Source organism: Pseudomonas sp. GW823-FHT02C02 (assembly GCF_058797635.1).
In genome coordinates, this window is record NZ_JBXAJV010000006.1 from 82,532 (window position 1) to 105,026 (window position 22,495).

16 protein-coding genes are annotated in these 22,495 nt (G+C 59.0%); 10 read left to right on the top strand and 6 right to left on the bottom strand.

Annotation, left to right across the window (positions count from 1 at the left end; all coding sequences use genetic code 11):
- Window positions 1–510 precede the first annotated feature (510 nt).
- From fadB to AC1ROI_RS12305, 6 genes are all read left to right on the top strand, one after another.
- Window positions 511–2,658, top strand: a complete 2,148-nt coding sequence (gene fadB, locus AC1ROI_RS12280; protein ID WP_083376184.1) for a fatty acid oxidation complex subunit alpha FadB — start codon at window positions 511–513, stop codon at window positions 2,656–2,658.
- Window positions 2,659–2,690: 32 nt separating this feature from the next.
- Window positions 2,691–3,866, top strand: a complete 1,176-nt coding sequence (fadA, locus tag AC1ROI_RS12285) for an acetyl-CoA C-acyltransferase FadA (protein ID WP_010456360.1) — start codon at window positions 2,691–2,693, stop codon at window positions 3,864–3,866.
- Window positions 3,867–3,967: 101 nt separating this feature from the next.
- Window positions 3,968–4,204, top strand: coding sequence for a DUF1653 domain-containing protein (locus tag AC1ROI_RS12290; protein WP_010456358.1), 237 nt, complete (start codon window positions 3,968–3,970; stop codon window positions 4,202–4,204).
- Between the two features lie 114 nt (window positions 4,205–4,318).
- Window positions 4,319–6,952, top strand: coding sequence for a type I DNA topoisomerase (gene topA / locus AC1ROI_RS12295; RefSeq protein ID WP_010456356.1), 2,634 nt, complete (start codon window positions 4,319–4,321; stop codon window positions 6,950–6,952).
- 141 nt (window positions 6,953–7,093) lie between these two features.
- Window positions 7,094–7,618: a DUF6586 family protein gene (locus AC1ROI_RS12300; RefSeq protein WP_102594818.1), complete on the top strand. Its 525-nt coding sequence runs from the start codon at window positions 7,094–7,096 to the stop codon at window positions 7,616–7,618.
- Window positions 7,619–7,724: 106 nt separating this feature from the next.
- Window positions 7,725–7,958, top strand: a complete 234-nt coding sequence (locus AC1ROI_RS12305) for a hypothetical protein (protein ID WP_010456352.1) — start codon at window positions 7,725–7,727, stop codon at window positions 7,956–7,958.
- Window positions 7,959–8,051: 93 nt separating this feature from the next.
- Here AC1ROI_RS12305 and sulA read toward each other — a convergent pair whose 3' ends face one another.
- Window positions 8,052–8,525: an SOS-induced cell division inhibitor SulA gene (gene sulA, locus AC1ROI_RS12310; protein WP_010456350.1), complete on the bottom strand. Its 474-nt coding sequence runs from the start codon at window positions 8,523–8,525 to the stop codon at window positions 8,052–8,054.
- Window positions 8,526–8,535: 10 nt separating this feature from the next.
- A complete protein-coding gene (gene lexA / locus AC1ROI_RS12315; protein ID WP_046026989.1) occupies window positions 8,536–9,144 on the bottom strand; it encodes a transcriptional repressor LexA in 609 nt (202 codons plus the stop codon).
- Between the two features lie 229 nt (window positions 9,145–9,373).
- Here lexA and AC1ROI_RS12320 point away from each other — a divergent pair, with 229 nt between their 5' ends.
- The 3 genes from AC1ROI_RS12320 (at window position 9,374) to AC1ROI_RS12330 (ending at window position 12,000) form a co-directional block, all read left to right on the top strand.
- On the top strand, window positions 9,374–10,081 hold the full coding sequence (locus AC1ROI_RS12320; protein WP_010456345.1) for a TetR/AcrR family transcriptional regulator: 708 nt from the start codon (window positions 9,374–9,376) through the stop codon (window positions 10,079–10,081).
- Window positions 10,082–10,251: 170 nt separating this feature from the next.
- A complete protein-coding gene (gene nagZ, locus AC1ROI_RS12325; RefSeq protein WP_172962160.1) occupies window positions 10,252–11,250 on the top strand; it encodes a beta-N-acetylhexosaminidase in 999 nt (332 codons plus the stop codon).
- Window positions 11,251–11,262: 12 nt separating this feature from the next.
- Window positions 11,263–12,000 carry an S-methyl-5'-thioinosine phosphorylase gene (locus tag AC1ROI_RS12330; RefSeq protein WP_077748226.1) on the top strand — a complete coding sequence of 246 codons (738 nt, stop codon included), beginning with the start codon at window positions 11,263–11,265 and terminating at the stop codon, window positions 11,998–12,000.
- 97 nt (window positions 12,001–12,097) lie between these two features.
- Here the strand turns inward: AC1ROI_RS12330 and AC1ROI_RS12335 are convergent, their stop codons facing one another.
- A complete protein-coding gene (locus AC1ROI_RS12335) occupies window positions 12,098–12,286 on the bottom strand; it encodes a hypothetical protein (protein ID WP_256580110.1) in 189 nt (62 codons plus the stop codon).
- A 21-nt stretch (window positions 12,287–12,307) separates the two neighbouring features.
- On the opposite strand from AC1ROI_RS12335, the gene AC1ROI_RS12340 reads away from it, so the two are divergent.
- Entirely contained in the window at window positions 12,308–15,364 is a 3,057-nt protein-coding gene (locus tag AC1ROI_RS12340) for a DEAD/DEAH box helicase (protein ID WP_256580111.1), read from the top strand.
- 125 nt (window positions 15,365–15,489) lie between these two features.
- Here the strand turns inward: AC1ROI_RS12340 and AC1ROI_RS12345 are convergent, their stop codons facing one another.
- From AC1ROI_RS12345 to mfd, 3 genes are read right to left on the bottom strand one after another with little or no spacing between them, the layout of a single operon-like run.
- Window positions 15,490–18,183, bottom strand: a complete 2,694-nt coding sequence (locus tag AC1ROI_RS12345; RefSeq protein ID WP_010456335.1) for a DEAD/DEAH box helicase — start codon at window positions 18,181–18,183, stop codon at window positions 15,490–15,492.
- Window positions 18,184–18,193: 10 nt separating this feature from the next.
- A complete protein-coding gene (locus AC1ROI_RS12350) occupies window positions 18,194–18,769 on the bottom strand; it encodes a CsiV family protein (protein WP_102594815.1) in 576 nt (191 codons plus the stop codon).
- Window positions 18,770–18,779: 10 nt separating this feature from the next.
- Entirely contained in the window at window positions 18,780–22,229 is a 3,450-nt protein-coding gene (mfd, locus tag AC1ROI_RS12355) for a transcription-repair coupling factor (protein WP_010456331.1), read from the bottom strand.
- Window positions 22,230–22,495 lie beyond the last annotated feature (266 nt).

Sequence of the window (22,495 nt, forward strand, 5' to 3'; positions counted from 1 at the left end):
AAACCTCCGACAGACAGGCAATAAAAAGCCCGACATCATCATCGGGCTGGGGTTGGCCAGGCAGGCCGGTAATTCTTTGCGCCGCCGATCTTACGCTTGGCGTTCGCCAAAAGTGTTCAATTTTTTTTCTCAAGGTCCCGCCAGCGTAGTCTGTTAAACAAAGGCTGCAGAGAATTAGGGCGACTTTTCTAACTATTGATTCTATGAATGGCTTCACATGCAGGGGCGTGTTGAAGATCTTCGTAGTACGGAAGTGACCGCAAAGTCGCGTTTGAACCCGCATTTTGGGCGATTGACAATTGCCGGAAATTCCGTGAAGGTGGCGTACCCAAATCAAACGGGCGTATGAATTGAGCGTTTGTATTTAACATCGCTCCTACAGAATCCCGACTATCGCGTTGGCGGGTGTGCCGGGTAGATGGGCGTAGCATTGACGTTAAGCGTCCCTGCCAAGCCATTTGCCTGCGTCCGACGTGTACTGTTCAGCTTCCATATCGTGGAGATCAGTTGATGATTTACGAAGGTAAAGCCATCACGGTTAAGGCTCTTGAAAGTGGCATCGTCGAATTGAAATTCGACCTCAAGGGTGAGTCCGTCAACAAGTTCAACCGTCTAACCCTGAACGAACTGCGTCAGGCCGTAGACACCATCAAGGCAGATGCTTCGATCAAGGGTGTGATCGTCAGCAGTGGCAAGGACGTCTTCATCGTCGGCGCCGACATCACCGAATTTGTCGAGAACTTCAAGCTGCCTGATGCAGAGCTTGTTGCTGGCAACCTGGAAGCCAACAAGATTTTCAGCGATTTCGAAGACCTCAACGTCCCGACTGTCGCCGCGATCAACGGCATCGCTCTGGGTGGCGGTCTGGAAATGTGCCTGGCGGCGGACTACCGCGTCATGTCCACCAAGGCCAAGATCGGTCTGCCGGAAGTCAAGCTGGGCATCTACCCGGGCTTCGGCGGTACCGTGCGTCTGCCGCGCCTGATCGGTGCCGACAACGCTATCGAGTGGATTGCCGCCGGCAAGGAAAACCGTCCTGAAGACGCGCTGAAAGTAGGCGCCGTCGATGCCGTGGTTGCTCCTGAGAAATTGCAGGAAGCGGCCCTGGAGCTGATCAAGCGCGCCATCTCTGGCGAGTTTGACTACAAGGCCAAGCGTCAGCCGAAGCTGGAAAAGCTGAAGTTGAACGCCATCGAACAAATGATGGCCTTCGAAACCGCCAAGGGTTTCGTGGCCGGTCAAGCCGGTCCGAACTACCCGGCACCGGTCGAAGCGATCAAGACCATCCAGAAAGCCGCGAACTTCGGTCGTGACAAGGCGCTGGAAATCGAAGCCGCCGGTTTCGTCAAACTGGCCAAGACCTCTGCCGCGCAGAGCTTGATCGGTCTGTTCCTGAATGATCAGGAGCTGAAGAAAAAGGCCAAGGCCTACGATGAAATCGCCAAGGATGTGAAGCAGGCCGCCGTATTGGGCGCCGGCATCATGGGTGGCGGTATCGCTTATCAGTCGGCCTCCAAAGGTACGCCGATCCTGATGAAGGACATCAACGAGCACGGTATCGAGCAAGGCCTGGCTGAAGCCGCCAAGCTGCTGGTCGGCCGCGTTGATAAAGGTCGCATGACCCCGGCGAAAATGGCTGAAGTGCTCAACGGCATCCGTCCGACCCTGTCCTACGGTGATTTCGGTCACGTTGACCTGGTCGTCGAGGCAGTCGTCGAAAACCCGAAGGTCAAGCAAGCCGTTCTGGCCGAAGTCGAAGACAAGGTCAAAGAGGACACCATCCTCGCGTCCAACACCTCGACCATTTCCATTACCTTGCTGGCCAAAGCCCTCAAGCGTCCGGAAAACTTCGTCGGCATGCACTTCTTCAACCCTGTGCACATGATGCCGCTGGTTGAAGTGATTCGTGGCGAGAAGTCCAGCGAGCTGGCCGTGGCCACCACCGTTGCCTACGCCAAGAAAATGGGCAAGAACCCGATCGTCGTCAATGACTGCCCGGGCTTCCTGGTCAACCGTGTCCTGTTCCCGTATTTCGGCGGTTTCGCCAAGCTGGTCAGCGCCGGTGTGGACTTCGTCCGTATCGACAAGATCATGGAAAAATTCGGCTGGCCAATGGGCCCGGCGTACCTGATGGACGTGGTCGGCATCGACACCGGTCACCACGGTCGTGACGTGATGGCTGAAGGTTTCCCGGACCGCATGAAAGACGACCGTCGCTCGGCTGTCGATGTGCTCTACGAAGCCAAGCGCCTGGGCCAGAAGAATGGCAAGGGTTTCTACGCTTACGAGACCGACAAGAAAGGCAAGCAAAAGAAAGTGGCCGATCCGTCGGTGCTGGAAGTGCTCAAGCCGATCGTTTACGAGCAGCGCGAAGTCACTGACGAAGACATCATCAACTGGATGATGATCCCGCTGTGCCTGGAAACCGTGCGTTGCCTGGAAGACGGCATTGTCGAAACCGCCGCCGAAGCCGACATGGGCCTGGTCTACGGTATTGGTTTCCCTCCATTCCGTGGCGGTGCGCTGCGCTACATCGATTCGATCGGTGTTGCCGAGTTCGTTGCCCTGGCTGACCAGTACGCTGATTTGGGCGCGCTGTACCACCCGACCGCAAAACTGCGTGAAATGGCCAAAACCGGCCAACGGTTCTTCGGTTAAGCGTCCCAACACTTGAGCGAGAGTGAAATTTTATGAGCTTGAATCCAAGAGACGTCGTGATTGTCGACTTCGGTCGTACTCCGATGGGCCGCTCCAAGGGCGGCATGCACCGCAACACCCGCGCCGAAGACATGTCGGCGCACCTGATCAGCAAATTGCTGGAACGCAACGTCAAGGTTGATCCGAACGAAGTCGAAGACGTGATCTGGGGCTGCGTAAACCAGACCCTGGAGCAGGGCTGGAACATCGCTCGCATGGCGTCCCTGATGACGCAGATCCCGCACACTGCTGCCGGCCAGACCGTCAGCCGTCTGTGTGGTTCTTCGATGAGCGCGCTGCACACTGCCGCACAAGCGATCATGACCGGCAACGGTGACGTGTTCGTCGTCGGCGGCGTCGAGCACATGGGCCACGTGAGCATGATGCACGGTGTCGATCCGAACCCGCACATGTCGCTGTACGCGGCAAAAGCCTCGGGCATGATGGGCCTGACCGCTGAAATGCTGGGTAAAATGCACGGCATCACTCGCGAACAACAGGACGCTTTCGGCGTGCGCTCCCACCAGCTCGCTCACAAGGCGACCCTGGAAGGCAAGTTCAAAGACGAAATCATCCCGATGCAAGGCTACGACGAGAACGGTTTCCTGAAACTGTTCGACTACGACGAAACCATTCGTCCGGAAACTACCCTGGAAAGCCTGGCGGCTCTGAAGCCAGCGTTTAACCCCAAGGGCGGCACCGTGACAGCCGGTACTTCGTCGCAGATCACCGATGGTGCTTCGTGCATGATCGTGATGTCGGCACAACGTGCACAGGACCTGGGCATCCAGCCGCTGGCGGTTATCCGCTCGATGGCGGTGGCAGGTGTGGATCCGGCAATCATGGGCTATGGTCCAGTACCGGCCACTCAGAAAGCACTGAAACGTGCGGGCCTTGGCATTAACGATATCGACTTCTTCGAGCTCAACGAAGCTTTCGCTGCACAGGCCCTGCCAGTGCTGAAAGATCTTAAAGTGCTCGACAAGATGAACGAGAAGGTTAACCTGCACGGCGGCGCGATCGCCCTGGGTCACCCGTTCGGTTGCTCCGGTGCCCGTATTTCCGGCACCCTGCTGAACGTGATGAAGCAGAATGGCGGCACCTTCGGGGTTGCCACCATGTGCATTGGTCTCGGCCAAGGCATCTCCACCGTCTTCGAACGCGTTTAAGCGTTTCGTTGACGGAAGCCGGGGCCAAGTGCCCCGGTTTTTTGTTTTTCTGAATTTATTTTTTGTTTTTATTTTTAAAAGATTTGAGTGAGGGCCAAACCATGCCGATACAACCTGGGCTCTACCAGCATTACAAAGGTCCGCAGTACCGCGTATTCAGTATCGCGCGGCATTCGGAAACCGAGGAAGAAGTGGTCTTCTACCAAGCCCTGTATGGCGATTACGGCTTTTGGGTGCGTCCCTTGAGCATGTTCCTGGAGTCGGTCGAGGTTGACGGCGAACAGGTGCCACGCTTTGCTTTGGTGGAAGCCGAACCGAGCCTTTTTTCGAAGGCATAAGCTGAGTGCGCGCAGGACCCTGCGCTTGACCTCACCTTGTAGCCACTATATATAGCGGTGCCGCGTCAGGCGCCAACCGCCTTTCACTTCTAGAATTCAGGAATTTTCTGATCCATGGGCAAATCGCTGGTCATTGTGGAATCCCCGGCTAAGGCCAAGACCATCAACAAGTATCTGGGTAACCAATACGTGGTGAAGTCGAGTATCGGCCATATCCGAGACCTGCCCACCAGCGGTTCGGCTAGCGCCAGCAAAGAGCCTGCCGCCAAGCGCGGCAAGGCCGCCGCGGGTGAAGGTCCGGTGCTCACGCCGAAAGAGAAGGCGCGCAAGCAGCTGGTCTCGCGCATGGGTGTCGATCCCGATCATGGCTGGAAAGCCAAGTACGAGATCCTCCCGGGCAAGGAAAAGGTCATCGAAGAGCTGCGCCGGCTCGCCAAAGATGCTGACACCATCTATCTCGCAACCGACTTGGATCGCGAGGGGGAAGCCATTGCCTGGCACCTGCGCGAAGCCATCGGTGGTGATGACAGCCGCTATAAGCGCGTGGTGTTCAACGAAATCACCAAGAAAGCGATTCAGGAAGCCTTCTCCAAACCGGGCGAGCTGGACATTGACCGTGTCAACGCACAACAGGCGCGTCGTTTCCTCGACCGCGTGGTGGGTTACATGGTTTCGCCACTGCTGTGGGCCAAAGTCGCCCGTGGCCTGTCCGCCGGTCGCGTGCAATCGGTTGCCGTGAAGCTGGTGGTCGAGCGTGAGCGTGAAATCCGCGCGTTCAACCCCGAAGAATACTGGGAAGTCCACGCCGACCTCGGCACCGCCAAGGGCGCCACCGTGCGCTTCGACGTGGCTCGCGAGAAAGGCGAAGCCTTCAAGCCGCTCAACGAAGCCCAGGCCATGGCCGCGCTGGAGAAGCTCAAGGCTTCCAGCTACAGCATCGTCAAGCGCGAAGACAAGCCGACCAGCAGCAAGCCGTCGGCGCCGTTCATTACGTCCACCCTGCAACAGGCTGCGAGTAACCGCCTGGGCTTCGGCGTGAAGAAAACCATGATGATGGCCCAGCGTCTGTATGAAGCCGGCTACATCACGTATATGCGTACCGATTCCACCAACCTCTCGGCCGATGCCGTGACGATGGCGCGCACCTATATTGAAGGCGAGTTCGGCAAGAAGTACCTGCCGGAAAACCCGAATGTCTACAGCAGCAAGGAAGGCGCACAAGAGGCTCACGAAGCGATTCGTCCGTCTGACGCCAATACCGAGCCAAGCAAGCTGTCGGGCATGGAGCGTGATGCAGAGCGGCTCTACGAGCTGATCTGGCGCCAGTTCCTCGCGTGCCAGATGCTGCCAGCCCAATACCTGTCAACCACGGTCACCGTCGGTGCCGGCGATTTCGAGCTGCGCGCCAAGGGTCGCATCCTGAAGTTCGACGGCTACACCCGGGTCATGCCGCAAATTGCCAAGCCTGGCGATGACGACGTGCTGCCGGACATGGCCCAGGGCGACGCGATGAAGCTGATCAAGCTTGATCCGACCCAGCACTTCACCAAGCCGCCGGCGCGTTACTCGGAAGCGAGCCTGGTCAAGGAGATGGAAAAACGCGGCATCGGTCGTCCTTCGACCTACGCCGCGATCATTTCCACCATCCAGGACCGTGGCTACGTTGCGCTGCACAACCGTCGTTTCTACTCGGAAAAGATGGGCGACATCGTGACCGAGCGTCTGGCCGAGAGCTTCTCCAATCTCATGGACTACGGCTTCACCGCCGGCATGGAAGAGAACCTCGATGACGTGGCCCAGGGCGAACGCGACTGGAAAAACGTGCTCGACGAATTCTACGGCGACTTCAAGAAGAAACTCGAAGTAGCCGAAAGCGCCGAAGGCGGCATGCGCGCCAACCAGCCGGTGATGACTGATATCCCGTGCGTGTTGTGCGGGCGTCCGATGCAGATTCGTACCGCATCGACCGGCGTGTTCCTGGGTTGCTCGGGTTACAGCCTGCCGCCGAAAGAACGCTGCAAGGCCACCGTCAACCTGGTGCCGGGCGATGAAATTGCGGCGGACGACGAGGGTGAATCGGAATCCCTGGTACTGCGCGGCAAGCACCGTTGCCCGATCTGCAGCACGGCGATGGACGCCTACCTGCTAGATGAGAAGCGCAAGCTGCACATCTGCGGTAACAACCCGGATTGCGCTGGTTATGAAATCGAAGAGGGCACCTATCGCATCAAGGGCTACGAAGGTCCGAGCCTGGAATGCGACAAGTGCGGCAGCGAGATGCAGCTCAAGACCGGCCGTTTCGGCAAGTTCTTCGGTTGCACCAACGCGACGTGCAAGAACACCCGCAAACTGCTGAAAAGCGGTGATGCGGCGCCGCCGAAGATGGATCCGGTGAAGATGCCTGAGCTGAAATGCGAAAAGGTCAACGACACCTACATCCTGCGCGACGGTGCTTCCGGCCTGTTCCTGGCGGCCAGTCAATTCCCGAAAAACCGCGAGACACGTGCTCCGCTGGTCATGGAAATTGTGCCGCACAAGGATGAGATCGATCCGAAGTACCACTTCCTCTGCGAAGCACCGAAGAAAGATCCGGACGGCCTGCCTGCGGTGATCCGCTACAGCCGCAAGACCAAAGAGCAGTACGTGCAGACTGAAGTCGACGGTAAGCCGACTGGCTGGAAGGCGTACTACGACGGCGGCAAATGGACGGTCGAAGATAAGCGTCCAGCGAAGGTCGCTAAGGCTTAACAGGTGCTGTACTGAAAAGGCCGCATGACAACCTACTGGTTTTCATGCGGCCTTTTTGTTTTGTGCTTGCGGTGGGATCGGCGGATCCACGACACTGTCTGACCTGCGTGAAGCAATTATTTCGTTGTGGAGGCTGCCGTCATGGCCCACGAACTCTATACCCGTACCAACCAGAAGATTTATTTCGCCGGCCTGTCGCTGGAAGCGCTAGCCAAGGCCGAAGAGGGGCGGGCGATGAACTCCCTGGCGCTGATTCAGGCTGGGCGCGAGTCGACGTTGTTTCACCTGTACGGTGCGTTGCTGGGGCTGTGCCATGAAATCGCCGGCTTCTACCGCTTGCCTCAGGCCAATGCACCTCGGGCAGAAATGTTGCTGACCCGCGAAGTGCTGGAAGCCGTCGCCATTCCCGAGATGGCTGAGATGTTCGAGCTGGCCCAGAATCCGGAAACCTGGCTGGCGAAGCTGCTGGCGGCTCACGCGGCGATGTTTCAACCGCCTCGCGCTCCGCATAAGCCCAAGGGCGACGTGACTCAGCCGCTCATCCTGGCCGTTAACCTGGATGAAGAAGACGCGCCTGAGGAATTGAGTCGCGAAGAGCTGGAGAGCTGGCGTCAGAACCTCAAAGGGCTGGCGATCCGGTTTCGCGAAGGTTTGAACGAGTGCTGATCGACTGAGAGCCGGCGGCGCGATTAAAAGCGCTGCTGGTCAAGTTACCGAGCGAAGCCTGGCCGATGCCTATATAATCCCCGCCTTTCGTGGAGAACAGACCTTTATGCCAACGTCCTTTCTAGAAATTGTCGAGTTACCAGACGGCCGGATTGAGCTGCGCAGGGCCGAGGACGAGGGTTCTCTGGTTACTTTGGATTTCTCCGAGGATGCCAAGGCTTTCCTGCAGGGCCAGCACGTGGAAGTCGCCAAGGCGATGTTGAGCGTCGGTGTTCAGATGGCAGGACGCCTGGTTGAAGGCGAATTTAATACGGATGAGAGTTCGCGGGTCCTCCACTGATCCCATTCGTCGCTTTCTGTTAATACGGTTACGAACCGGCTTCTCTATCCTTTGAGAAGCCCCGCGCTTTGCGTTGCGCGCATTATTGATGCATTAACCCAAGCGAATATTCAGGCTCTGCGCATCTCCGGTACGGGCTGCGCTGATCAACTGTTGCCGTGAGTTTGCGTTCAATGGGTTGAGCCAACTGACAACCGTATGGCTGCGGCCCAGGCGCAAGGCTTCGCAGGTCAACTGCTGAGCGCTCTGAGTGCCGCGAGGTTGCAGCAGCAGGATGCGTTCGCGGTTAAGACCGGCGTCCCGCAACCACGTCTGAGTCAGGCTGGCGGGCGGGGCGATCAGTGTCAGCCACCGCGCGTCTTGATCCTGACTCAATTCACGAAGAATCGGCGCCAAAAGGTTCAAGCAATTCCCGGCCGCACCACGTAGTGAAAGCTCGCTGAAGACTTCGGGTTCGGCGTTCCAGGGCGACTCGACCACGTCTTTCAGGATCGGGGCCAACGGCTGCACCATGAATGCCTCGAACAACGGCAGTTGTGCTTGCTGCGATGTGTGTGGGAACTGCATAAAGCCTCCTTTAGCGGCGAATGACGCCGACACTCAAGCCTTCAATCACCAGTTCCTGATCTTTCAGGTTGACTTCGATAGGGGCGAATTCAGGGTTTTCGGCAATTAACCAGACCTTGCTGCCATCTCGCTTGAAGCGCTTGACGGTCACTTCGTCACCGATCCGCGCCACGACGATCTGGCCATTGCGGGCTTCCCGGGTGGTGTGGACGGCCAACAGGTCGCCGTCGAAAATGCCGACGTCCTTCATGCTCATGCCATGAACGCGCAGCAGATAGTCAGCACGCGGATGGAAGAAGGCAGGGTTGATGTTGCAGGACTCCTCGATGTGCTGCTGGGCCAGAATCGGCGCACCGGCAGCCACTCGGCCAATGATCGGCAGAGTAGAGTCGTCGGCCTTGGCTTCGAAGCCCGGAATGCGGATGCCACGGGAAGCGCCCGGGGTCATCTCGATTGCACCCTTGCGGGCCAGCGCCTTGAGGTGTTCTTCCGCCGCGTTAGGCGACTTGAAACCCAGTTCCTGAGCGATTTCCGCACGGGTCGGCGGGTAGCCGTTGTCTTCGAGGCAGCGTTTGATGAAGGCCAGAATCTCTGCTTGGCGTGGCGTCAGCTTTAGCATATTGATCGCTCTGTCTTTTTATACAGTGACTGGGATTATATACAGTGGAACGGTCTTGGCAATGCCCCTTTTTTCGCCGGCCGCTGGACGGTCGATCAGCCAGCTGATTAAAGCCTCGCCGTTGTATGGTTAAATAGCTGACCGACCGTTCCCAAAACGAACCGGCAGGCTTGACAATGCACAGGCTGAAACGTATGTTTCAAACAAGTGTTTGTCAGGCGGAGTAGCCATGGCCCAGTCGGAAACCGTTGAACGCATTCTTGATGCTGCCGAGCAGTTGTTCGCGGAAAAAGGTTTCGCCGAAACCTCGTTGCGTCTGATCACCAGCAAAGCCGGTGTCAATCTGGCGGCGGTGAATTATCACTTCGGTTCGAAGAAGGCGCTGATCCAGGCTGTCTTCTCGCGCTTTCTCGGGCCGTTTTGCCTGAGCCTTGATAAAGAGCTGGAGCGGCGTCAGTCCAAGCCTGAAAACAAGCCGACACTCGAAGAGTTGCTCGAGATTCTCGTTGAGCAAGCCCTCGTCGTACAGCCGCGCAGCGGCAACGATCTGTCTATCTTCATGCGCTTGCTGGGGTTGGCGTTCAGTCAAAGCCAGGGCCACCTGCGTCGTTATCTGGAAGACATGTACGGCAAGGTGTTCCGCCGCTACATGATGCTGGTCAACGAAGCCGCGCCGCGTATTCCGCCGATCGAACTGTTCTGGCGCGTGCACTTCATGCTCGGCGCTGCTGCGTTCAGCATGTCCGGTATCAAGGCGTTGCGCGCCATTGCCGAGACCGATTTCGGCGTTAACACCTCCATTGAGCAAGTGATGCGTCTGATGGTGCCGTTCCTGGCCGCAGGCATGCGTGCCGAAACCGGCGTCACCGATGTGGCCATGGCCACCGCACAACTGCGTCCGCGCAGCAAGTCGGCCCCGGCTGCCGCCAAGGTTTAGCCGCGCACGGGTGGGCGCGGCGACTGACATCCGCTAAGCTAGCCGCCCATGCCGACTCTCGTTCTGAACCCGCTTCCCATTGATGTCGCCGACCTGCCGGGCACAGCCCAAGGCGGCGAGCGCGTGCGCGCCGGGTTTTTCGTTATCAAGGAATCTCTATGACTGCTGGCCTGCAAGGCTCGTTGATGGTGGACGTCGCCGGTACCTGGCTGACGGCCGAAGATCGCCAATTGTTGCGTCAGCCCGAAGTGGGTGGCCTGATCATTTTCGCCCGTAACATCGAAAATCCGCGTCAGGTGCGCGAGTTGAGCGCTGCGATCCGCGCCATTCGTCCCGACCTGCTGCTGGCGGTGGATCAGGAAGGCGGTCGCGTTCAGCGTCTGCGCCAAGGCTTTGTGCGGCTGCCGGCCATGCGCGCCATCGCCGACAATCCGAACGCCGATTACCTGGCCGAGCAGTGCGGCTGGATCATGGCCACCGAAGTGCTGGCCGTTGGCCTCGATCTGAGTTTCGCCCCGGTGCTGGACCTGGATTACCAGCGCAGCGCCGTCGTCGGCACCCGTTCGTTTGAAGGTGACCCGGAGCGCGCAGCGCTGCTGGCGGGTGCATTCATTCGCGGCATGAACAGCGCCGGCATGGCTGCCACCGGCAAGCATTTTCCCGGTCACGGCTGGGCCGAGGCGGATTCCCACGTCGCGATCCCGAACGACGAACGCAGCCTCGATGAAATCCGCGCCAACGACCTGGTGCCGTTCGCCAGATTGAGCAAACAACTGGCCGCCGTCATGCCAGCCCACGTTATTTACCCGCAAGTCGATTCCCAGCCGGCCGGGTTTTCCCGCCGCTGGTTGCAGGACATTTTGCGCGGTGAGCTGCAATTCGATGGTGTGATCTTCAGTGACGACCTGTCCATGGCCGGTGCCCACGTGGTAGGCGATGCCGCCAGCCGTATCGAGGCCGCGCTGACCGCTGGCTGCGACATGGGCCTGGTGTGTAACGACCGCGCTGCAGCGGAGCTGGCCTTGAGCGCTGCCCAGCGCTTGAAGGTCAAGCCATCCGAGCGCATTGCGCGGATGCGTGGCCAGTCGTATGCCAACACTGAATACCGTCAGAACCCGCGCTGGCTGACTGCCATAGGCGCGCTTAAAGTAGCTCAACTGATTGAATAAGGACTTTTCGTTATGACGGTTTACGCGATTATCGGTGGCACCGGCCTGACCCAACTCGAAGGCCTGAACATTCGTCAGTCGCTGGCGGTGGACACGCCCTATGGCGCGCCTTCGGCCGACGTGCAGATTGGTGAATACGCCGGCAAGGAAGTGCTGTTCCTCGCCCGCCACGGTCACCCGCACCGATTTCCGCCGCATCAGGTGAATTACCGCGCCAACCTTTGGGCGCTGAAACAGGCGGGTGCAGAGGCGATCCTCGCGGTCAACGCTGTGGGCGGAATTCATGCTGCAATGGGTACTGGGCACTTTTGTGTGCCTCATCAGTTGATCGACTACACCAGCGGTCGCGAGCACACCTATTTCGCTGGCGACCTGGATCACGTCACCCACATCGATTTCAGCTACCCCTACAGCGAACCACTGCGCCAGCAATTGATCGCGGCATTGGCGGCTGAAGGCGTCGATTACAGCAGTCAGGGCGTCTACGCCTGCACCCAGGGCCCACGTCTGGAGACCGTCGCTGAAATCGCAAAACTGGAACGCGACGGCTGCGACATCGTCGGCATGACCGGCATGCCGGAAGCGGCGTTGGCCCGTGAGCTGGAACTGGATTATGCGTGTCTGGCGCTGGTGGTGAACCCGGCAGCCGGCAAGTCCACGGCGGTGATCACCATGGCCGAGATCGAGCAGGCGTTGCAGGACGGGATGGGCAAGGTCAAGTCCACGTTGGCGCGGGTGTTGGCGGGTTGAGTATCAGCGGTCGGATTAGTTGCCTGGCTGCTTTACGATTCAATGAGTTTCAAGCGGTGTTGATGTCGTGACCACAATAACTGAGCAACTTCATGCGCTACCCTGGGCGGAGGTGTTCAGCCATCGTGCTCTGGAAAAAGCTCGCAGGTACGCGGATGAGGATCGGATAACGATCCGTCAAATTGATGACCTTATGGTTATCGCTACGTGCATCGGCTCCCAGGCGCAGGCATACGAGCAGGTCATTGAGCTCACTGAAGATCGGCGTGGGCAAGCGCAGCTTCAATGCGTTTGCTCCTGTCCTGTCATGTTCAATTGCAAGCACTGCGCCGCCGTCATCTATCACCTGCAAGAACACCCCGTTAACGCGCCTCAAAGTGCCGTCCAGGTTCACTTGAATCGTGAACTGGAGCGCTGGATCGACGGTATTCCTTCTGCAAGCAATCCCCCTGACGAGTCGGCGCAGGGAGCAGGCACGCGCCTGTTTTACAAACTCAGGGCAACACCCTCTGCCGGGAAATGGACGCTGGAAATTTTCAAGGCCCATCAGCTCAAGGACGGCCGCCTGCAAGACATCAAGCCGGTGTACTCGCTGTCGGATACGCTGATTCGGCAACCCGGTTACCTGACCGAACTGGATCTGCGGATCGCCAGATTGTTGGTCGCCGTTCACTCCCACCACGCCCATTACGCCGGCTACCCCTTGGAAGGCAGCAGTGGGGTGGAACTTATCGAAATGCTGTTGCGAACCTCGCGCCTTTTCCTTGACCTCGAACAGCCACAACCCCTGACGCCGGGAATGAGAAGAACAGGTCAATTTTCCTGGGCCGAACTATCCAATGGCAGTTTTCGCCCTCAATGGAGCAGCGACGAAGCGCCAGTGGAAACGATCCTGGCCCTGGAACCCTTGTATTATCTGGATCGCGAGCGGCTGCAAGTCGGACCGCTGCTCAGCGAGCTGGACGAAAAGCTGGCCCGTCACTTGTCATTGGCTCCCGATATTCCTGCAGGTCAGGCGATGCAGTTCAGCCAGCGGATGACCGCTGCGACCCGGGCAGCACCACCTCCGTACGCCCTGACGGAACGGGTCGTCGAAGGCATTTTTCCTCAGGCTCACCTGACGCTCGCCAGCGGCAAGCGTTACGTCCGCTGGCAGTACGAGCCAGAGCACCGGGCTGCATTGGCGTTTACCTACAACGGCCATCCGACGTCGGACCGAAACCCGGAGGTGCTGATCCTTTCGGGTACCGAAATCCAGCGCATCCAGCGCAACCCTGTCGCCGAAAAAGCCTTGCGCCAAGCCCTGCAAAAACATGGTTTTAAAAAGGCCACACGCAAAAGCAACCTGGATCGTCCAGGCGAAATGTTCGCCCTGCCGGATGACGCGGCCTGGCTTGCTTTTGTGCACCATGGCATCCCGGCGCTGCGGGAGAAAAATTGGCTGATCGATATCAGCGATAACTTTGACTTCAACGTGCACCCCGTCGAACAGTGGTATGCAGAAGTCGAGGAGGAGTCGGGGCGCCAGTGGTTCGATTTGCAGCTGGGCATCGTCGTCAACGGCGAGCGTCATAGCCTGTTGCCCATCCTGCTGCATTTGCTACGTAGCCAGCCACAGTTGATGGAACCTGCGAGCTTGGCCCAGCGCAATGATGACGAACAGCTACTGATTGAACTTGGCGATGGGCGTTTCGGTGGTAAATCCCATGGCAAAGTCGCACTCCCTTTTGGCCGGATAAAACCGCTGATGGCGACCCTTGGCGAGTTGTACCTGGGTAAACATCTGGGCGACTCGTTGCGTTTGAGTGCTCCGGATGCGGCGCGGCTGAGTGCGCTGGAAGGCATTCCGCTGGTCTGGCAGGGCGGTGAACGACTGCGCAGTTTTGCAAAGCGTTTACGGGAGTCGATCCATGCTCATGTCCCGGCGCCCGAGGGCCTGAACGCGACGCTACGACCTTATCAGCTGGAAGGGCTGAACTGGATGCAAACCCTTCGAGAACTGGAGGTCGGCGGTATTCTCGGCGACGACATGGGCCTGGGGAAAACCCTGCAAACCCTGGCTCATCTGCTGACAGAAAAACAGGCCGGGCGGCTTGATCGTCCGGCACTGGCTGTGATGCCCACCAGTCTGATCCCCAACTGGCTCGACGAATCGCAGCGCTTTACCCCGCAGTTGAAGGTCTTGGCACTGCATGGTGCGGCGCGGCAAAAAGACTTTGCCAGCCTTGCCGAATACGACTTGGTATTGACCACCTACGCGCTGTTGCCGCGCGATCTGGAGGTTTTACAGCCTCAGGTCTGGAGTGTGCTGATTCTCGATGAGGCGCAGAACATCAAGAATCCGGTCAGCAAAGCGGCTCAAGCAGCCCGAGACCTGCAGGCCCGCCAGCGATTGTGTCTGTCCGGCACCCCGCTGGAAAATCATCTCGGCGAGTTGTGGTCGCAATTTCACTTTTTGCTGCCTGGCTGGCTTGGCGACAGCAAAACCTTCAATCGCGACTACCGCACGCCGATCGAGAAGCATGGCAATAACGAACGGATGCAACATCTGACGGCCCGGATAAAGCCCTTTTTGCTACGTCGCAAGAAAGATCAGGTGGCAACCGAATTACCACCGAAAACCGAGATTGTGCATTGGGTTGATCTCAGCGATGGGCAGCGGGATGTGTATGAAACCGTGCGCGTAGCAATGGATAAGAAGGTGCGTGACGAAATTGCCCGCAGTGGTGTCGGGCGCAGTCAAATCATCATCCTCGATGCATTGCTCAAGCTGCGTCAGGTGTGCTGCGATCTACGGTTGATCAAAACGCCGCTCACCGCCAAAGCCCTTCGTTCTGGCAGCGGGAAACTGGTCAGCCTGATGGAGATGCTGGAAGAGTTGCTCAGCGAAGGCCGCAAGGTGCTGCTGTTTTCACAGTTCACTTCGATGCTCGCCTTGATTGAGGACGAGTTGCAGCAACGTGGTCAGGGTTACTCGTTGTTGACGGGTGAGACAACGGATCGGCGCACACCGGTCAAGGACTTTCAGAGCGGTAAAGTGCCGCTGTTTCTGATCAGTTTGAAGGCTGGCGGCACAGGTCTGAACCTGACAGCTGCGGATACAGTCATCCATTTTGATCCCTGGTGGAACCCTGCGGTCGAAAACCAGGCGACTGATCGGGCCTACAGGATCGGGCAAAACAAACCTGTGTTCGTCTACAAGCTGATAGCCCGTGGCACCGTAGAAGAAAAAATTCAGGCATTGCAGTTGGAGAAGGCCGCGCTGGCCGGGGCGGTGCTTGAAGGTGGAGCGACGGGTGGCTGGAAGCTTGAGCAGAGTGACATTGAAGCGCTGTTTGCGCCGTTGCCAAATCTCAAGTCCTGATTTCCGATCTCTTGACTGAAAACGAGTTGACCCTATGGCGGGCAAGACACGCTTCCACAGGATGATCGCTGAACCTGTGGGCGCGTGGCTTGCCCGCGAAATCGATCTGCCGGGCGCCGCAGACCTCAGCGCTTCTCCAGCTTATCCGGCAACGGCGCAAACAACGCTTCAATATCATCGCTCTGCAACTTCCAGTCGCCAGTCTTGCGCCCATCCAGCACACCGGCCGCCAGGTCGGATTTTTCCTTTTGCAGGTGCTGAATCTTCTCTTCCACCGTGCCGCGGGCAATCATCTTGTAGACGAACACCGGCTTCTCCTGGCCGATGCGATACGCCCGATCTGTCGCCTGATTTTCCGTCGCCGGGTTCCACCAAGGATCGTAGTGGATCACCGTATCCGCTTCCGTCAGGTTCAAACCGACACCGCCTGCCTTCAAGCTGATCAGAAAGATCTGACGCTTGCCGCTCTGAAAGTCCTTCACGGGGGCGCGGCGGTCACGGGTCTGTCCCGTCAGCAACGCGTATTCAACACCGCGTTTCTTCAGTTCGACCTCGATCAACGCCAGCATCGAGGTGAATTGCGAAAACAGCAAAATTCGCCGACCTTCCTCAAACAGCTCATCCAGCATTTCCATCAGGCTGTCGAGCTTGCCCGAGGTGCTGCCGCGAGTCGGCGGCACGGCATCGTTGACCAGGCGCAAGTCGCAGCACACCTGGCGCAGTTTCAGCAGCGCTTCAAGAATGATGATTTGGCTGCGCGCCACGCCTTTGCGAGTGATCTCGTCGCGGACTTTCTTGTCCATCGCCAGGCGCATGGTTTCATACACATCGCGCTGGGCTTCGTTGAGCTCCACCCAATGGATGATCTCGGTCTTCGGCGGCAATTCCGTCGCGACCTGCTCCTTGGTCCTGCGCAGCAGGAACGGTTTGATCCGACCGTTGAGGTGCTGAAGTCTGACTTCACTGGCGCGTTTTTCAATCGGTACGCGGTAATCGCGGTTGAAGCTTTTCACGTCGCCAAGCCAGCCAGGCAAGAGGAAGTGGAACAGCGACCACAGCTCGCCGAGGTGGTTTTCCAGCGGCGTGCCACTCAGGCACAGGCGCTGGCGCGCATTCAGCTCGCGGGCGGCGTGGGCGGCCTTGCTGTTGGGGTTCTTGATGTATTGCGCTTCGTCCAGTACCAGCACGTGCAGCGGCTGCGCGGCCAGGCGTTCGACGTCCTTTGGCAGCAGTGCATAGGTGGTGAGGATCAGGTCGTAATCGACCAGGTGATCAAAGTGTTTTTTGCGACTGGCGCCGTACAGCGCCAGCACTTTGAGCTGTGGCGTGAAGTGCGCGGCTTCATCGAGCCAGTTCGGGATCAGGCTGGTGGGCATCACCACCATGCACGGCCGGTCGAGGCGTCCGGCGTTCTTCTCACTAAGAATATGCGCCAGCGTCTGTAGGGTTTTACCCAGGCCCATGTCGTCCGCGAGAATTCCGCCGACTTCCAGTTGCCGCAGCGACTGCATCCAGCTCAAGCCTTCCAGTTGATATGGGCGCAAGGTCGCGTTCAAGCCTTCGGGGGCTGTTGCGGTGTAATCCTTGATGTCCCGCAGGCGCTGGGCAAACGTGCGGATCTGCTCGCCACCTTCCCAAAGCAGCGGCATGCCTTCCAGCGGATTCAGGCGCGTGGCGTCGGCCTTGCTCAGGCGTAGCGTGGTTTCGCCGGGCTCTTGCAGGTAGAACTCGCCAAGCGTCGCCAGCACCGGTTTCAAGCGGCCGAAGGGCAGGGCGACCTGCAAGGGGCCGTGCTGGGAATTCGGGCGGTTGGGAATGTTCACCAGAATCAGTTCGTCGTCGCGTCGGCGGGCGAGGCGTTCCGGATTGAGGATTTCGGTGTGGGAGCGCATCAGGTTCAGCAGGATCGGCAGCAAGCTCAAGCGCTCGCCGTTGACGATGATCCCCAGCTCCAGATCAAACCAGTCGCGCTCCGGTGCCTGCTCGACGGTGGCGTACCAATCGTCCACGGCGGTCAGGTCGAAGCCGAAATCTTCGTCGATCTGCAGCTCCCAACCTTGAGTGCGCAGTTTCGGCAATTCATTGAGGGTGAAGGTCAGCCAGGCGCTGTCGTTGACCATTTCATAGAGTTCGCCAGCGCTTTCCGGCAAGGCCTTGCTTTGTCGGGTGGCGATCTTGAAACCGAGAATTCGCAGCTGCTCCCGGTAGGCCTGTTCGACTTCCGGGTGGCGTTTTATCCGTAGCGTCTGGGTTTCCTGGCGAATCAGTACATCGGCGTTCTTCTGCCCGGAAACGTACTCATCCAGATAGCTGAACGACAGCGCCGCCCGATGCTGGATGTAGCGCTGCATCTTGCCGTTGCGTGGTTCGAAGGCGCTGAACTCGATGCTCGCCAGCCACAGGCGCGGTATCGGTTGCACGTTGTCCACAAGGACTTGGGGTGGCGCCTTTGGGCTGCGGTTCTCCAATACCGCCTGAAGTTTTTCCAGCAGTTCGGCGTCTTGTGCTGCGGCGGGGTAGGCGAGGGTTTCCTGCACCTTCAGCAGCACCGCCGCGCAATGTTTGCAGTTGACGTGAACCGGGCACGTGCACGTGGCGTCGACCATCAGCAAGGTCGCTTTGGCCGACTCGCGCAGGCGAATGGTCTGGCGGTACACGTTACCGCCAGAGCCTTCGCAAGCGGCGACGATCGTGGCATCGCCAGCCTCGACGATCCTGACGCGGTTCTCCAGCGCGTAGCGACGGCCACGCTCCAGGCTCTGTTCCTTGAATCGGCTGACCCAGGAAGGTGCCAGGGGTTTGCTCAGGGTCGCTGACATAGGGACTCAATCAGTCCGGAATTTCATCGGGGACTGGCCGAGGCGCAGGGGCGGTGAGCGAGGTGATCTTGATCAGCAGGCCGAGGTGGCCGTTGTCGAGGAAGTTCAGCTGGCCGTTCTTGGTGTGGCTTTCCTGCTTCAGGCGTTCGCTGGCGGTGACCAAACCATTGGCGTCGATCTGGTTGACCCAGAAATCCGCGTCGACGTCGGTAAAACGTCCCAGTTTTAAGCTCAACGTGCCCTCGATCGGGAACTGGCCGAACTGTTCCTTGCCCTCACTGATGGCGATCTTGCGGGCATCTTCGCCCAGGTTCTGTTGCCAGGCCTTGTGCAGTAACACCGTGTAATCGCTGCTGGCGCTGAGTTTTTGCACTTCATTATTCAGGCTTGGCGTGCGCAGGTTGTCCTTGCTGATACTTTTTGCACCGGCAGCCCAGTCTTCCGGTGCGGCTTTGCTGACAATGGCTGGCACGGCGTTTTGCCGCACCAGGATCATTTCAACCTGGTACAGGTCATCGGCAAACGCCGTAGGAGCGACCAGGGTGGTCAGCAAGGTCAGCAAGGTCAGTAAACAAAACAGGCGCATGCGGCGTCCTTCAAGCAGTTTTCGGAATGAGGCACTCAAGCAGCGCCTCTACAGTATTAAAGCGCTCTTCCGGGCGCTCCATCGGGACCATGAATTTAAACATCGTGGCACCTTCGAATTTGTAGCGTTTGGGCTGGCCCTGGATCAGTTTGATCAGGGTCAGCGGGTCGACCGGCGTCTGCGCGGCGAACTCGATCCGGCCGCCTTGCGGGCCACCGTCGACTTTCTTGATGCCCAGCAGTTCGGCTTGCAGCTTCAATGCCGTGATGCGCATCAGGTTCTTCGTCGGTTCCGGCAGCAGGCCGAAACGGTCGATCATCTCCACTTGCAGGTCTTTGAGGCCTTCCTCATCGGTGGCCGAGGCAATGCGTTTGTAGAGAATCAGTCGGGCATGCACGTCCGGCAAGTAGGCTTCGGGAATCAACGCCGGGACGCGCAGATTGACTTCCGGACCACCGCCCAGCGGTTGATCAAGGTTCGGTTGTTCGCCCTTGCGGATCGACTTCACCGCGCGTTCGAGCATTTCCATGTACAGGGTGAAACCGACCGCCTGGATCTGACCGCTCTGACCGTCGCCCAGCAGTTCGCCGGCGCCACGGATCTCCAGGTCGTTGGTGGCGAGCACGAAGCCTGCGCCGAGGTCCTGGGTGTTGGCGATCGCTTCCAGACGTTTTTCGGCGTCGGGAGTGATCTGCTGGCGTGGCGGGGTCAGCAAATAAGCGTAAGCCTGGTGGTGACTGCGACCGACGCGGCCGCGCAATTGGTGCAGCTGCGCCAGGCCAAATTTGTCGGCACGCTCGATGATGATGGTGTTGGCGCTCGGCACGTCGATGCCGGTCTCGATGATGGTCGAGGCAATCAGCACGTTGAAGCGCTTGTGATAAAAGTCGCTCATCACCTGTTCGAGATCGCGTTCGCGCATCTGCCCATGGCCGATGCCGATCCGCGCTTCCGGCACCAGTTCGGCGAGGTCGGCGGCACACTTCTCGATGGTCTTGACGTCGTTGTGCAGGTAATAGACCTGACCGCCGCGCAGCAACTCACGTAGCAGGGCCTCTTTGACCGTGCTCTTGTTCTGCTCCATGACGAAAGTCCGCACCGACAGGCGACGGGCTGGCGGCGTGGCAATGATCGACAGGTCGCGCATGCCCGACACCGCCATGTTCAGCGTGCGCGGAATCGGCGTGGCGGTCAGGGTAAGAATGTCGACTTCACTGCGCAGGGCCTTGAGCTGCTCTTTTTGACGGACACCAAAACGATGCTCTTCGTCGATGATGACCAACCCGAGGTTTTTGATTTTCACGTCGTCCTGCAGCAACTTGTGCGTGCCGATGACGATGTCGATCTTGCCTTCGGCGAGGTCCGCCACTGCAGCGTTGACTTCCTTGGTCGACTTGAAGCGGCTCATCACTTCCACGCTCACCGGCCAGTCGGCGAAGCGGTCGCGGAAGCTGTTGTAATGCTGCTGGGCGAGCAGGGTAGTCGGCACCAGGATCGCCACCTGGCGACCGCCATGCACCGCAATGAACGCCGCGCGCATCGCCACTTCGGTCTTGCCGAAGCCCACGTCGCCGCAGACCAGGCGGTCCATCGGCTTCGGTGCCAGCATGTCGGCGCGGACGGCGTCGATGGTGGTTTGCTGATCCGGGGTTTCTTCGAACGGGAAACCGGCACTGAAGGTTGCGTAGTCGGCTTTCGGGTCTTCGAAGGCATAACCCTCGCGAGCGGCGCGACGGGCATAGATGTCTAGCAGCTCGGCCGCGACGTCGCGCACTTGCTCGGCGGCTTTGCGTTTGGCTTTCTGCCAGGTTTCCGAGCCGAGGCGGTGCAGCGGGGCCAGGGCATCGTCGCTACCGGTGTAGCGAGCAATCAGGTGCAGGTTGGCCACTGGCACATAGAGCTTGGCGCCCTCTGCGTATTGCAGGGTCAAGAACTCGGCAGCCTGATCGTCGATTTCCAGGGTCGCCAGACCCAGGTAGCGACCGACGCCGTGATCGATATGCACCACCGGCGCGCCTTCGCGCAACTCGGTAAGGTTCTTGATGACTGCATCGTTGTTGGCATCGGCGCGTTTTTCGCGGCGACGACGTTGCATCACCCGCTGACCGAACAACGGGCTTTCGGCCACCAGCGCCAGGGCCGGGTCGTCGAGTACCAGGCCTTCGTCGAGCGGCGCGATGGTGATCGCCAGCCGCTCCTTGCTTGCGACAAAGTCCGGCCAGCTGTCGACGGTTTTCGGTCGCAGCTTCAGGCGTTCGAGCAATTCCAGCAGCACTTCACGACGACCCGCGGACTCGGCGGTAAACAGCACGCGCCCGGGAAACTCGTCGAGGAAGCCGGCCAGCGCCGCCAACGGCTGGGTGGCCTTGGCTTCGATGGCCAGGTTCGGCAGTTCGCGCGCCGGGAAGCGCTCGCGACCGACGCCGGTTTCCACGTCCTGTTGACTGGCCACTACCCGCGGCCAGTTCTTCAGGCGCGCAAAGCAGTCTTCCACCGGCAGGAACAGTTCGGCCGGAGGTAATAAAGGACGGGACGGATCGACGCGGCGTTCTTCGTAGCGATTGCGCACGTCGTTCCAGAAGTTTTCCGCTGCCTGCTCGATGCCCGGCAGAGAAAACACTTGTGTGTCCTGGGGCAGGTAATCGAACAGCGTCGAGGTTTCGTCGAAGAACAGCGGCAGGTAGTACTCGATACCGGCCGGTGTAATCCCGCTGCTCAGGTCTTGAAAGATCGGGCAGCGACGGAAGTCGACATCGAAACGCTCGCGAAAGCGTGCCTTGAAGCGGGTGACCGCATCTTTCTGCAGCGGGAATTCCCGCGCGGGCAACAGGCGAACGGTGTCGACTTTATCGATGGAGCGCTGGTTTTCCGGGTCGAAGGTACGCAGCGTTTCGATTTCGTCGTCGAACAAGTCGATACGGAAGGGCAGTTTGCTGCCCATCGGGAACAGGTCGATCAGCGAGCCGCGCACCGTGAACTCGCCGTGCTCGTACACCGTGTCGACGTAGCGATAGCCACTGGCTTCAAGCCGGGTGCGCATTTGCTCGACGTCGAGCTTCTGGCCAACGTCCAGCACCAGGCTGCTGCCGAGCAGGAATTTGGTCGGCGCGAGGCGGTGCAGCGCGGTGGTGATCGGCACGACCAATACGCCATGGCTCAGCTCCGGCAACCTATATAAGGCCGCGATGCGCTGGGAAATGATGTCCTGGTGGGGTGAAAAAAGATCGTAAGGCAGGGTTTCCCAGTCCGGGAAATGCAGCACAGGCAAATCCGGGGCGAAGAAACTCAGCTCCTGTTCCAGCCGTTCGGCACTTTGGCTGTCGGCGGTCAGCAGCAGGGTAAAGCGCTTGGCAGCGCTGGCAGCCTCGGCGATGGCCAGGCTAAGGGCGGCACCGGGCAGATTGCCCCAGTGCTGTTTACCTGCCGCGGCAGGGAGAAGCGGTAGACGCAGAACGGGCACGGAAGGTTGAGCTCCAAGCGTTGCGACAAAGTCGGTAATTGTAGCGGCCCCGGGTGCCGCCTGTCAGTTGCAGACTGTGTCTATTACGCAGGTTTGGCGAAATGTAGTGGTAAAGACAAAATTCGCCGGTTTTTTACCGGAAATTGATGATTATGTAGTGGCAAAACGACCGAGTGTTACGGAGGGTTACGGATAAGACAGCGGTATCTCCAAAAAATTGACTGCGCTGAAAGCCCCGGTTTTACTGGGCTGCATCGCTGCGTGAT